This is a genomic window from Streptomyces sp. NPDC044003 (assembly GCF_056435185.1).
The window spans coordinates 41,068-54,012 of the sequence record NZ_JBWKFA010000013.1 but is presented as its reverse complement, the minus strand read 5'-3'; the positions used below and the strand labels follow the sequence as shown (position 1 = coordinate 54,012).

At 72.4% G+C, this 12,945-nt stretch carries 10 protein-coding genes, 1 tRNA gene and 1 other RNA gene; 11 read left to right on the top strand and 1 reads right to left on the bottom strand.

Annotated features, from left to right (window positions below):
• Positions 1–181: 181 nt before the first annotated feature.
• From AC07AW_RS35370 to AC07AW_RS35345, 6 genes are all read left to right on the top strand, one after another.
• The gene (locus AC07AW_RS35370; RefSeq protein WP_478819566.1) at positions 182–370 is read left to right on the top strand and encodes a hypothetical protein; all 189 of its coding nucleotides are present in this window, start codon (positions 182–184) and stop codon (positions 368–370) included.
• 6 nt (positions 371–376) lie between these two features.
• Positions 377–721 carry a hypothetical protein gene (locus tag AC07AW_RS35365; protein ID WP_478819565.1) on the top strand — a complete coding sequence of 115 codons (345 nt, stop codon included), beginning with the start codon at positions 377–379 and terminating at the stop codon, positions 719–721.
• A gap of 78 nt (positions 722–799) precedes the next feature.
• Positions 800–1,672, top strand: coding sequence for a bifunctional DNA primase/polymerase (locus tag AC07AW_RS35360; protein ID WP_478819564.1), 873 nt, complete (start codon positions 800–802; stop codon positions 1,670–1,672).
• A 1-nt stretch (position 1,673) separates the two neighbouring features.
• Entirely contained in the window at positions 1,674–3,149 is a 1,476-nt protein-coding gene (locus tag AC07AW_RS35355; RefSeq protein WP_478819563.1) for an ATP-binding protein, read from the top strand.
• 472 nt (positions 3,150–3,621) lie between these two features.
• Complete coding sequence (locus AC07AW_RS35350) at positions 3,622–3,846, top strand: excisionase family DNA-binding protein (RefSeq protein ID WP_469954697.1); 225 nt, start codon at positions 3,622–3,624, stop codon at positions 3,844–3,846.
• 10 nt (positions 3,847–3,856) lie between these two features.
• The gene (locus AC07AW_RS35345; RefSeq protein ID WP_469954699.1) at positions 3,857–5,137 is read left to right on the top strand and encodes a tyrosine-type recombinase/integrase; all 1,281 of its coding nucleotides are present in this window, start codon (positions 3,857–3,859) and stop codon (positions 5,135–5,137) included.
• A gap of 63 nt (positions 5,138–5,200) precedes the next feature.
• Here the strand turns inward: AC07AW_RS35345 and AC07AW_RS35340 are convergent.
• Positions 5,201–5,288, bottom strand: a tRNA-Ser gene (locus AC07AW_RS35340).
• A gap of 118 nt (positions 5,289–5,406) precedes the next feature.
• On the opposite strand from AC07AW_RS35340, the gene ffs reads away from it, so the two are divergent.
• From ffs to AC07AW_RS35315, 5 genes are all read left to right on the top strand, one after another.
• Positions 5,407–5,505: signal recognition particle sRNA small type (gene ffs, locus AC07AW_RS35335), an RNA gene on the top strand.
• Between the two features lie 56 nt (positions 5,506–5,561).
• Positions 5,562–7,682, top strand: coding sequence for a DNA polymerase III subunit gamma and tau (locus AC07AW_RS35330; protein WP_478819562.1), 2,121 nt, complete (start codon positions 5,562–5,564; stop codon positions 7,680–7,682).
• Between the two features lie 61 nt (positions 7,683–7,743).
• Positions 7,744–8,997 (top strand): phosphoribosylamine--glycine ligase, encoded by a 1,254-nt coding sequence (purD, locus tag AC07AW_RS35325; RefSeq protein ID WP_478819561.1) that lies wholly within the window; start codon positions 7,744–7,746, stop codon positions 8,995–8,997.
• A 280-nt stretch (positions 8,998–9,277) separates the two neighbouring features.
• On the top strand, positions 9,278–11,179 hold the full coding sequence (locus AC07AW_RS35320; protein WP_478819560.1) for a M48 family metalloprotease: 1,902 nt from the start codon (positions 9,278–9,280) through the stop codon (positions 11,177–11,179).
• 183 nt (positions 11,180–11,362) lie between these two features.
• Entirely contained in the window at positions 11,363–12,823 is a 1,461-nt protein-coding gene (locus tag AC07AW_RS35315; RefSeq protein ID WP_478819559.1) for a N,N-dimethylformamidase beta subunit family domain-containing protein, read from the top strand.
• Positions 12,824–12,945 lie beyond the last annotated feature (122 nt).

Genomic DNA, 12,945 nt, shown 5'->3' with positions numbered 1-12,945 from the left:
GAGAACTCCCTGAACGCCTCCCTGACCCGCCTCCCTGGCTCTGATCAGCGCAAACACCCCTCCAGGGAGGCGGGGAGGCACCCCAGCTCAGGGCCCTGAAACCCCCTCCGGGAGCCCCCCTCCGGGCCGTCCCTGCCTCCCTCCCTGACCCCTCCACGCTGTCGAACGGAGACCCCTTCCCGTGGCCATCAGCCTCTCGCTCGTCGCCCTGTTCGGACTCGTCCTGTTCTTCCTCCTGCGCTCGCGCACCCTCGGCCCCGGCGCCGCGTTCATCGCCGTCGGGTTCGGCTTCTTCCTCGCCTCCACCGGCGCCGCCCGCCCCATCAACCAGCTCACCGAGTCCCTCATCCAGACCGTCCAGAGCCTCTGACTCGTCATGGGTCCCCTGCTCGATTGGGGCGACGCCCGGCACTTCGACCACACCCGGGACCGGCCCTGCTGCCTGTGCGGCAGGCCGACCCCCATGCGGTCCCACGGCGGTGAGGCCGTCCACAAGGTGTGTGCCGAGGAGTGGAACGCCTCCCACCCGGGCGAGGCGCGCCGCTACACCCGACCCGCCCCCGACCGGCCTCAGCACGACGTCGGCACCTGGCGCTTCCACAACGACGGCCCCACCACCGACCAGCGCGTGACCGTCTTGACCCCGGTCACCACCGGCCCCCGCCCCGCTGTCGTCGATGTCGACATCGAGCCGGGGCAGCGCGGCCTGTTCGCCGCGTGACAGCACGAAGGGCGGCCCCCGTCTCGCCAAAGCCGGGGCCGCCCTCACATCCAGCATCGAGAACTGGAGATACCCAGCATGACCCATGCCACCCCGATCCGGCGAGAAGCCCGGACCGGCCACCTCGCCCTCGCGCTGCAACTGGCGACCACGGGCCTGCCGGTCCTGCCCCTGCGCGCCGGGAAGGGCCCCGTGGGCAACTGCCGCACCTGCGCGGACAACGCGTGCGGCGGACGGCCGAACATGAAGACCCCCGGCCCCTGCTCCTGCCCGCGTCCGTGCCACGCCTGGGCCGCCGCCACCACCGACCCGAACGTCCTCACCTCGCCCATGTGGGCGACCGCATGGCGCGACGCCGGCGTCGTCGGCTACCACCCCGGCGGCGCCGGCGTCACCGTGGTCGACCTGGACGACGACGCCGCCGTCGCCTGGGCCCGCGCGACCCTGCCCCTGACCCGCACCGTGGCGACGACGCGCGGCGAGCACTGGATCTACTCCGGCACCATGCGCTCCGTGAACGGCGTCCGCGCCGGTGTCGACATCAAGTCCACGATGTCCTACGCCCGGTGGCTCGGGCCCGGCACCGGCATCATGACCGAGCTGCCCGACGTAGTGCGCGCGCTCGCCGAGAAGCAGCCCGCCGTCGTTCGGCCGGCGCCCCGGGCCGTGACGGTGCCCGCGCCCGCCGGGGGTGGGGAGTGCCGTCACCGCTCGCCCGCCTACCTGGAGCGCGGGATCGCCATGGCGGAGCAGCGGATCACCGATGCCGCCAGCGCGGTCCATTCGACGGTGTATCGGACGTTCCTGGCGGTGCTCGCCGCCCATGGCCGGTGCGGGTGCCTTACCGAGGCGCACATCGGCCGCCTGTTCACCGCCGCGCAGGCCAAGGGCGAGTCCCCGCGGCACTGCACGGACGCCTGGTCCAACGCCCTCACCGCCCTGGGGATGTGACATGTCCGAGGACGAGAAGAACCCGGCCCGCGAAGTCATCTCCAATTACGCGCAGGAGCACTTCCGGTACTTCCGCACTGCCGACGGCACCGTCTACGCCCAGCGCAACGGCCACCCCGTCGCCCGCCCGATCCGCTCCCAGGGAACGACGGGCAGCCACCGTCAGGAACTCATCGTGGGCCTGTTCAAGGACGGCTACGGCGTGTTCAACGGAACGGCCCTCAAGGAGGCATTGGACTTGATCGAGGCACTGGCCATGAGCGAGCAGGTGCAGCCCGTCCACATCCGCGTCGCCCCCGGATTCGACGGGGCGACCTGGCTCGACCTGGGCCGCAACGACGGCCTGTCCGTCCGCATTCACCCCACGGGCTGGGACATTCTCACCCCCGACCCGCAGGAGGTGTGCTGGCGCCGCACCCAGCTCACCGGGGAACTGCCCCTGCCGGTCAAGGACACGGACGGCAAGGGCATCGACCTGCTGATGCGGCTGTGCAACTTCGCCAGCGCCGAGGTCGAGAGCATGGTCATCGCCTGGCTGATCGGCTGCCTGGGGCCGTCCGTGCCGGTCCCCGCGCCGTTCCTCACCGGCCCCCAGGGCGCGGGCAAGTCCACCGGTGCGCGGATGCTCCTGCGGATCATCGAGGGGATGAGCGCCGACCTGCGACGCGCTCCGAAGGACGAGGAGAACCTGACGGCGGCCGTGGCTGCCGGGTGGGTCACCGCGCTCGACAACCTCTCCCACCTGACGCCGGACATGTCGGACGCCATGTGCTGCATCGTCACCGGCGCCGAGAACGTGAAGCGGGCCCTGTTCACCGACGGAGACGTCGTGCGCTCCCGCTACCGCAAGCCCCTGCTGCTGACCGGCATCGACGTCGGCGTCATCCGTCCCGACCTCGCCGAACGCCTCCTCCCCCTCCGACTGGAACGGCCCAAGGTGAGGAGGACCGAGGCCGAGCTGTGGGCCGAGTTCGAGCCGATCCTGCCGGTCATCCTCGGCTCACTGCTCGACCTCACCGTCAAGGTCCGTGCGACCGAGGCGGACATCCCGACCGACCTGCGGATGGCCGACTTCGCCCACCTGTGCGCGCAGCTCGACGCCGCCACCGGCTTCGGCGCGCTGGGCGGCTACCGGGCGAGCCTGGACGACCTCAACGACGACGTCATCGAGGGCGACCTGCTCGCCCAGACCGTCCTGAAGCACGCCGCCGGCATCGACCCCGGCGCGGAGATCCGCATGGCGTCGTCGGAGTGGCTGCACTGCCTGACCCAGCTCTACACCGGCGAGGAATGCCGTCCCCTGCCGAAGGGGTGGCCGACCACCGGCAAGGTCCTCTCCGACCGCCTCAAGCGCATCCAGCCCGTCCTCGCCGCCCGGGGCGTACTCGTCGACTGGGGCCGCACCGGCGCTGCCCGCTACATCGAGATGACCCGCTCCGCGCCGCCGTCGCCGAGCGAGCAGGGCGAGATGTTCTAGCCCCGCCCCGTCCGGGCCGCCGCACAGGCAAGAGGAGCACGGCCCCGCCCCCCGGCGCGGTGGTGCTCCTCTTGTTCTTCGGCGGCTCGCCGCCGCTCCAAAGGCGTGCCGCTCTGCGGCTCCTTCTTCACGCTCTAAGGCGCGCACAACAACAGACACCACCCTCTCTTTTTCCTAAGTAGGAAGCTCTGCGTCACCTGCGTCACTACCGGCCCTAAAACGGCTCCTGACCTGCACCAACAACAGTGACGCAGAGCCAAATCTCTGCGTCATCCTGCGTCATCTGCGTCACGCCATGACGCACGGCTGCGTCACCAATGACGCAGCCCGCAACCCCCTGCGTCATCCAAACCCGCAGGTCAGGGACACGAATGACGCTGATGACGCAATGACGCAGAAATCCCGACCTCGGACAGGTGCGGCCGCCGAGACGTCACAGACCGCCCGCTCTCGCTCATGAGGAGTGCACCGGATGGATCACCGAGAACTGGACGCACACGAGGACCCCACGCTGGCGCTGCTCACGGTCGAGGAGGCCGCCCGACGGCTCCGGATCGGGCGCACCCTCTGCTTCCGCCTCATCGGCTCGGGGGAGCTGGAGTCGGTCCCCATCGGCCGGCTCCGTCGTGTCCCCGTCGCCGCGATCCCCGAGTACGTGAACCGACTGCGCGCGGCCAACAAGACCGTTGCCGCCTGAAAGGATCTCCGTGCAAGACAAGAAGCGCACCCGCCGCGCCAACGGCGAGTCGGCCATCTACTTCGGGCAGGACGGCCGTTGGCATGCCCGCGTTCCGATGGGCTACAAGGACAACGGGGAGCCGTACCGCCGCCACCTGACGCGCAAGACGCGCGAAGACTTGGTGGAGGAGGTTCGGCGACTTGAGAAGCAGCGAGACGAAGGCTCGGCACGTCAGCCCGGCAAGCCGTGGACGGTCGAGAAGTGGTTGACGCACTGGGTCGAGAACATCGCCAAACCGACCGTCAGCGAGAACACCTATGACGGCTACGAGGTCGCCGTCCGGGTCCACCTTGTGCCTGGGGTGGGCAAGCACCGGCTCGACCGCTTGCAGCCCGAACACCTGGAGAGCCTGTACCGCCGCATGCAGGCGAACGGCGCGCGCAAGGCCGGCACGGCCCACCAGGCCCACCGCACGGCCCGCACCGCGCTGGGCGAGGCCGTACGGCGCGGCTACGCGGCGAAGAACGCCGCCGCGCTGGCCAAGTCGCCGCGCATGGAGGAGGACGAGTCCGAGGTCGAGCCCTACTCGGTGGAGGAGGTGCAGCGCCTGCTGATCGCGGCCAACAAGCGGAGGAACACGGCCCGCTGGATGTTGGCGTTGGCGCTCGGACTGCGTCAGGGCGAGACGCTCGGGCTGCGCTGGTCTGATGTGGACCTGGGCAACGAGTACCTCAAGCTGCGTCGCAACCGTCTGCGCCCCAAGTACGAGCATGGGTGCTCGGAGTCCTCCTCGTGCGGCAGGAAGGCGGGGTACTGCCCCGACAGGGTGCAGGTACGGCGCGAGACGAAGAACACCAAGTCCCGGGCGGGGCGGCGCGCTGTGCCCCTGCCGGGCCCCTTGGTGACCATGCTCCGCGCGCACGCTGAGACCCAGGAGAGGGAGCGCAAGAGGGCTGGCGACCTGTGGGTCGAGTCGGAGTACGTGTTCACCAAGCCGCTCGGTGGTCCGCTGAGCCCGAACACGGACTATCACGACTGGAAGCGGCTACTGGATGACGCGGGGGTTCGTGACGCCCGACTCCATGACGCCCGGCACACGGCCGCCACGGTGCTGATGATCCTCGGCGTGCCGGACCGCGTCATCGACCAGATCATGGGCTGGGAGCCGGGAACCTCCGCGAGCATGCGTGCGCGGTACCTCCATGTGCCGGACGCCATGCTGAAGGACGTCGCCCGAAAGATCGCCGGTGCCATCTGGGGGCCGCTGGAGTCACAGCCTGTGGACAAAAACCAGGACAACGGCGCCTGAGGAACGTCGAAGGGCCCCACCGCGAACGGTGGGGCCCTTCAACGAATTGCCCGGTGAGAGCAATGGCGGAGGATACGAGATTCGAACTCGTGAGGGGTTGCCCCCAACACGCTTTCCAAGCGTGCGCCCTAGGCCTCTAGGCGAATCCTCCGTGGAGAACATTACATGACCGGAGAGGGTGCTCGCGCACACGATTCCGGGCGGGGGTCCGGCAAAGGGTGCAGGTCGGTGGGGATGGCCGGGGCGGGGCTCGGATCGGGTACGCTGGGCGCAGCCCCTCACGCGGTGCTATCTGACTGAACTCCCCCAGGGCCGGAAGGCAGCAAGGGTAGGTCGGCTCTGGCAGGTGCGTGGGGGGCGCTTGCGTTCCCGGGCACAGGTCGGTTTTCCCGGGTTGTCGGTGGGCGCCTATAACCTCGTATACGTGTCGTCTCTCGCGCTGTACCGCCGCTATCGCCCCGAGTCCTTCGCCGAGGTCATCGGGCAGGAGCATGTCACCGACCCGTTGCAGCAGGCCCTGCGGAACAACCGGGTCAATCACGCGTACCTGTTCAGCGGGCCGCGAGGCTGCGGAAAGACGACCAGTGCGCGGATTCTCGCGCGGTGTCTGAACTGTGAGCAGGGGCCCACGCCCACCCCTTGCGGGGAGTGCCAGAGCTGTCGGGACCTCGCGCGGAACGGGCCCGGGTCCATCGACGTCATCGAGATCGACGCCGCCTCGCACGGTGGTGTGGACGACGCCCGTGACCTGCGGGAGAAGGCCTTCTTCGGGCCCGCGTCCAGCCGCTACAAGATCTACATCATCGACGAGGCCCACATGGTCACCTCGGCGGGCTTCAACGCCCTCCTGAAGGTGGTCGAGGAGCCGCCGGAGCATCTCAAGTTCATTTTCGCCACCACCGAGCCCGAGAAGGTCATCGGGACCATTCGGTCCCGGACCCATCACTACCCCTTCCGGCTCGTGCCGCCGGGGACGCTTCGGGACTACCTCGGCGAGGTGTGCGGGCGGGAAGGGATTCCCGTCGAGGACGGGGTGCTGCCGCTGGTCGTGCGCGCCGGTGCCGGGTCCGTGCGTGACTCGATGTCCGTCATGGACCAGCTGCTCGCCGGTGCCGCCGACGACGGTGTGACGTATTCCATGGCCACCTCTCTTCTCGGGTACACCGAAGGGTCGCTGCTCGACTCCGTCGTCGACGCCTTCGCGGCCGGGGACGGCGCCGCCGCGTTCGAGGTCGTCGACCGGGTCATCGAGGGCGGCAACGACCCCCGGCGGTTCGTCGCCGACCTCCTGGAGCGGCTGCGGGATCTCGTGATCCTCGCCGCCGTGCCCGACGCCGCCGATAAGGGGCTCATCGACGCTCCTGTCGACGTCATCGAGCGCATGCAGGCGCAGGCCTCCGTGTTCGGGGCCGCGGAGCTCAGCCGCGCCGCCGACCTCGTGAACGCCGGACTGACCGAGATGCGCGGCGCCACCTCGCCCCGGCTCCAGCTGGAGCTGATCTGCGCGCGCGTGCTGCTGCCCGCCGCCTTCGACGACGAGCGTTCCCTCCAGGCGCGGCTCGACCGGCTGGAGCGCGGGGCCGCCGCCGCGCCCGCGCCGGTCTTCACGCCCGGACCGCCGGCGCCCGCCATGGGGTACGTCCCCGGGCCCGAGGCTCATACGCCGATGGCCCCGCCCCCGCCCGCCCCGGCGCCCGTTCAGCAGCCGGCCCCCGCTCCCGTACAGGCTCCCGTGCAGGAGCAGCCGGCCCCCGCCGGGCCCCGGCCCGGTGCCTGGCCCGGTGCCGCCATCCCCGGCGGCGGCGCCCCCGGTGCCTGGCCCGGCGCGTCCGCGCCCTCGGCGCCCGTCGCCCCGGCCCCCGCGCCCGTACAGGCGCAGCCCGCGCCGCAGGCTCCCGCTCCGGCCGCCGGCGGCGGGGACACGGCCCAGGTGCGGAACCTGTGGCCGCAGATCCTCGACGCCGTGAAGAACCGGCGCCGCTTCACCTGGATCCTGCTCAGCCAGAACGCCCAGGTGGCCGGGTTCGACGGCACGACGCTCCAGCTCGGCTTCCTCAACGCCGGCGCCCGCGACAACTTCGCGAGCAGCGGCAGCGAGGAGGTCCTCAAGCAGGCCCTCGCCGAGCAGTTCAACGTGAACTGGAAGATCGAGGCGATCATCGACCCCTCGGGCGGCTCCGCGCCCCCGCCCGCCGCCACCGGCTTCGGCGGCGGGTCCGGCGGTGGCTTCGGTGGCGGCGGCGGTGGCGGCTTCGGCGGTGGAGGCGGCGGCCGGCCCGCCCCTCCCGCTCCCGCGCCCGCCTTCCAGCAGGCCCCGCCGTCCGCTCCCGTACAGGCGCAGCCCGCCCCGGCCCCCGCTTTCCAGCAGGCCCCGCCGGCCGCCCCCGCGCCCGCGTACACGCCGCCCGCGCCGCAGCCCGTGGCGCCCGAGGACGACATCCCGGAGGAGGACGATCCGGACCTCGTCGACTCCGCGCTCTCCGGGCACGACCTGATCGTGCGCGAGCTGGGAGCCACGGTTGTGGAGGAATACACGAACGAGTAGGGGTGTCTCGCTCGGTGGCCCGCACAAGGGGCATCCCGCCCCGCGGGCTACCCTGGCAGGCGTGAAGGTCCTCGTCATCGGCGGCGGCGCCCGCGAACACGCCCTGTGCCGCTCTCTCTCCCTCGATCCCGACGTCACCGCTCTGCACTGCGCGCCCGGCAACGCCGGAATCGCGGAGGTCGCCGAGCTGCACCCCGTCGACCAGCTGGACGGCGCGGCCGTCGCCGCGCTCGCCACCGAGCTCGGCGCCGAGCTGGTCGTCGTCGGCCCGGAGGCCCCGCTCGTCGCCGGTGTCGCCGACGCCGTCCGCGCGGCCGGCATCCCGGTCTTCGGTCCGTCCCAGGAGGCGGCGCAGCTGGAGGGCTCCAAGGCGTTCGCCAAGGACGTCATGGCCGGCGCCGGGGTCCCCACCGCCCGCAGCTACGTCTGCACCACCGCGGCCGAGATCGACGAGGCGCTCGACGCCTTCGGCGCTCCGTACGTGGTGAAGGACGACGGCCTCGCGGCCGGCAAGGGCGTCGTCGTCACCGAGGACGTCGAGCAGGCCCGGGCGCACGCGCTCGCCTGCGACCGCGTGGTCATCGAGGAGTACCTGGACGGCCCCGAGGTCTCCCTCTTCGCGATCACCGACGGCACGACCGTCCTCCCGCTGAAGCCCGCGCAGGACTTCAAGCGCGCGCTCGACGGCGACGAGGGCCCGAACACCGGCGGCATGGGCGCCTACTCGCCGCTGCCCTGGGCCGACCCGAAGCTGGTCGAGGAGGTCCTGGAGACCGTCCTGCAGCCGACGGTCGACGAGCTGCGCCGCCGTGGCACCCCGTTCTCCGGCCTCCTGTACGCGGGTCTGGCGATCACCAGCCGTGGCGTGCGGGTCATCGAGTTCAACGCGCGCTTCGGCGACCCCGAGACCCAGGTCGTCCTGGCCCGTCTGAAGACCCCGCTCGCGGGCGTCCTGCTGCACTCCGCCAACGGCACCCTGGACGACCAGGCCCCGCTGAGCTGGAGCGACGAGGCCGCCGTCACCGTGGTCGTCGCCTCGCACAACTACCCGGACACCCCGCGCACGGGCGACCCGATCGAGGGCCTGGACGAGGTCGCCGAGAAGGACGCCCCGCACGCGTACGTGCTCCACGCCGGTACGAAGCGCGGCGAGGACGGCGCGGTCCTGAGCGCCGGCGGGCGCGTCCTCTCGGTCACCGCCACCGGTTCGGACCTGGCGCAGGCCCGTGAGCGCGCGTACGCGGCGGTCGGCCGCATCCGCCTTGACGGTTCGCAGCACCGGACGGACATCGCGCGGAAGGCCGCAGAGGCCTGAATCTGCTCGATTTCGCCTGAATCCCTGTGATTCCACTTGTGGCCGTGTGGTGCGGAATCTGTGCACCACACGGCCACACGTGCGCCATCACCTTTACCCAAAGCCATTCCATCGAGTGACGGCTCGGCCATACGGATGACGCCCGCCACAGCCCCAACTAGGGTGCGGCGAAGGCATTCCGGCACTTGGCCCACCGGCATTGCGATGTCAGTGGCGGGTGCCACAGTGGGGGAGTGAGCAACACCGCCACAGGCAGTCCCGTCGAGGGCAGGAGGGGGTGATGAACGGCGTGTCCGGTACCGGCTCCGTTGTCGGCGAGGAGTGGGGTGCGCGCGCCGCGCGCTCCCGGGCCCTCGCCGTCCTCCGCGTCCGCGGCAGGGCACTGGGCCTCGCGGTGCTCCCCGCCGCGGTGGCCGTCGTCCTGTACGCGGGCGGGGTCACCGGCCACTTCACGGGAGCGGGCTGGGACACGGCCCGCTGGATCGTGACCGTCCTCGCCGTGCTCGTCCTCCTCGCCGCCGCGGCCGTCGCCCTCGTCGTCGCCCGGGCCCGTCCCGCGACCACGCCGACGGTGGAGCTCGCCGAGACCGCCGCCCCCGATCTGTACCGCCTCGTCCGCGACCTGGCCGACCGGCTCGACGTCCCGCCGCCCGCTGCGATAGCCCTCACGCCGGACTGCGACAGCTGGCTGGAGGACCGCACCCACCGGGCCCACCGCCTGCACCGCACGTCCGGCGGCGACGGCGCTCCGGTCCTGGTCATAGGCTCGCCGTTCCTGTGGTGGATGCGCGTCGGCGAGCTGCGGGCGGTCCTCGCCCCCGTCGTCGCCGGTACGGGACCCGCCGCCCATCCCGACATAGCCGCGGCCCGCCGCTTCGTCCGCGGCCTGGACGCCGCCGTCGCCGTGCCCCGGGACCCCGGCCTCGACCCGCTCCGCCGGCTCGGCGCCCACGGTGTCGGGCAGGTCGCCCGCGTGCTGCTGCGCGCCTGTCGCGGGCACGCCGCCGAGATGGAGCGCGGGGTCGCCGCCGCCGGCTCGGAGCGCGCCCAGGCGGTGGACTACGGCGTACGGATCGTCGCCCAGGAGCAGGTCGGCCTGGCGTACGCGGGCTGGGACCGGCTCCTGACCCGGGTCGCGCTGCCCGCCTGGCGCATGGGCCGCTGGCCCGCCAAGCTCGACGCGGGCGTGGTCTCCGCGCTGACCGAGCTCTCCCGCCGCGACCGGCTCGCGGAGGGCTTCTCCTCCCGGCTCGGTGAGCGCCCCGCCTGCGACCTCCTGGAGGAGCCCGGCGCCGTCGACGAGGCCACCTCGCTGCTCGCCGCCCGCCTCTTCCACGGCGGCCCGGCCGAGCCCGGTCCCGACTGGGCCCCGGTGGAGTGGAGCCAGTACCCGGAGGAGGTCGTCGACCGGAAGTGGCGCACCGACGCGGCCCGCCTGCACCAGGTCCTCGACGGCCTGGGCGTGGCCGAGGCCTCCGGCGGCCGGGGCTCCGGCGCGGCGGGCCCGACCCTGACCCGCGTGATGGCCCACCTGACGACGCCCCGGCCCGATCCCGCCGCGACCACAGCCCCGGACGCTTCCCGCCCCGAGCCTGCCACCGCGACCACAGGCCCGGACGCTTCCCGCCCCGATCCCGCCACCGCGGACCCCGACGAGGACGACGACGAGCCGGTCAACCCCGCCGCCGATGCGCTCGCCGGAGCGCTCAGCGCGCTGCTCGCGCGGGAGGAGGCGGCCCGCGAGGCCCGCGTCGCCGCAGCGGCCGAGAACGCCCGCACGGCCGAGAACGCCCGCACGGCCGAGAACGCCCGCACGGCCGAGAAGGGCCGGACGTCCGAGAAGGGCCGGACGGCTGACAAGGGCCGGACCGCCACCCCGCACATGGCCGTCAGCGGCCCCGACGGGCCCCTGCCGCTGTTCCCGCTCCAGCCGCCCCGTACCGGCCGCGACCTGCTCGCCGACCACGTGACCGCGATGGTCTGCTGCGCGGCCGTCGACACCGCCGAGGCCGCCCCCGGCCTCGACTGGCTCGACGGGCCGGCCCTGCTCGTCGGCGGCGAGCGCGCGGCGGACCTCGGTCCCCGGGTCCTCGCCCTCGTCGAGGACGGCGACCCCGAGCCCCTGCGGGCCTGGCTCACCCTCACCGGGGTGCGCCCGGAGAAGCCCGTACGCCTGGTCTGAGAGCGACCCGGACGAACGACAACCCGGAGCTTGGGCTTCCACTCTCGCCAATTCGCGACGAACGGTGACGGAGTGCGTGCGTTATGTGATGTGCTGGAGACCGTCACTGACAGAGGCACGCAGACAGAGGCACGAGCCACAGGCACTGACCGGCCGACCGGGGGAGTCGAGGGAGGGGCGCACATGGGGGCGGAGCAGATCAGACGGTGGGAGTCGGGTGCGCTCGCGCACGCCGTCTCCGATCCCTTCGGCCAGGGCCCGCTGCCCTGGCTGCGCGGCTCGGAGAACTACTTCGACGACACCGGTCAGATGGTCCCCTGGTACGCGGACGAGACCCTGGCCCGGGGCGGCAGCGGCGGCCCGCGCACGGCCGACGACGTCCGGCGCCAGATCAAGGGCTTCGCGTCCGACGGGGCCGTGGCGCCGGGCCAGTCGATCGACTTCCACATCACCGTGGACCCGCCGCAGCAGTTCTCGGTCGACGTCTACCGGATCGGGCACTACGGCGGCGACGGCGCCGCGAAGATCACCACCAGCCCGCGCCTCTCCGGGATCGTCCAGCCGGCCCCGCTCACCGCCGACCGCACGGTCTCCTGCCACCACTGGTGGCAGTCCTGGCGGCTCCAGGTCCCCTCGTACTGGTCGATCGGCGCATACGTCGCCGTCCTCACCACCGCCGACGGCTACCGCTCGCACATCCCCTTCACGGTCCGCGACAACCACCCGGCGGATCTGCTCCTCGTCCTCCCGGACGTGACCTGGCAGGCGTACAACCTCTACCCGGAGGACGGCCACACCGGCGCCAGCCTCTACCACGCCTGGGACGAGGAGGGCCGGCTGCTCGGCGAGGAGGAGGCGGCCGTCACCGTCTCCTTCGACCGCCCGTACGCGGGCGCGGGGCTGCCCCTGCACGTCGGCCACGCGTACGACTTCATCCGGTGGGCCGAGCGCTACGGCTACGACCTGGCGTACGCGGAGACCCGCGACCTGCACGCCGGCCGGGTCGACCCGAGCCGCTACCGGGGTCTCGTCTTCCCGGGCCACGACGAGTACTGGTCGGCGCCGATGCGCCGGACCGTCGAACTCGCCCGCGACCAGGGCACCTCGCTCGTCTTCCTCTCCGCCAACACCATGTACTGGCAGGTGGAGCTGGGCCCCTCGCCGTCCGGGGTGCCGGACCGCCTCCTCACCTGCCGCAAGCGGCGCGGCCCCGGCCGCCCGGCGCTCTGGCGCGAGGTCGACCGGCCCGAGCAGCAGCTCCTCGGCATCCAGTACGCGGGCCGCGTGCCCGAACCGCACCCGCTGGTCGTACGGAACGCCGACCACTGGATCTGGGAGGCCACCGGCGCGGGAGACGGCGACGAGCTCCCGGGCCTGGTCGCGGGCGAGGCCGACCGCTACTTCCCGCGCACCGCGCTCCCGGAGCACCAGGGCCGGATCCTGCTCTCCCACTCGCCGTACCAGGACAGCGAAGGTGCCCTGCGCCACCAGGAGACGAGTCTCTACCGGGCCCCTTCCGGGGCGTGGGTCTTCGCGTCCGGCACCTTCGCCTGGTCGCCGGCGCTCGACCGGCCGGGCCATGTCGACGCCAGGATCCAGCGCGCCACCGCGAACCTCCTCGACCGCATCTGCAAAAGGGACTGAAGCAAGCGGGTCTGAGGCACAGGGGTCTCAGGCACATGCGTCTGAGGCACAACGACCGAGGCAAAAGGGACTGAGCGGGGGGTCACAGGCGCATCCGGCAGGATCCGGCCGGATGTGCGAGA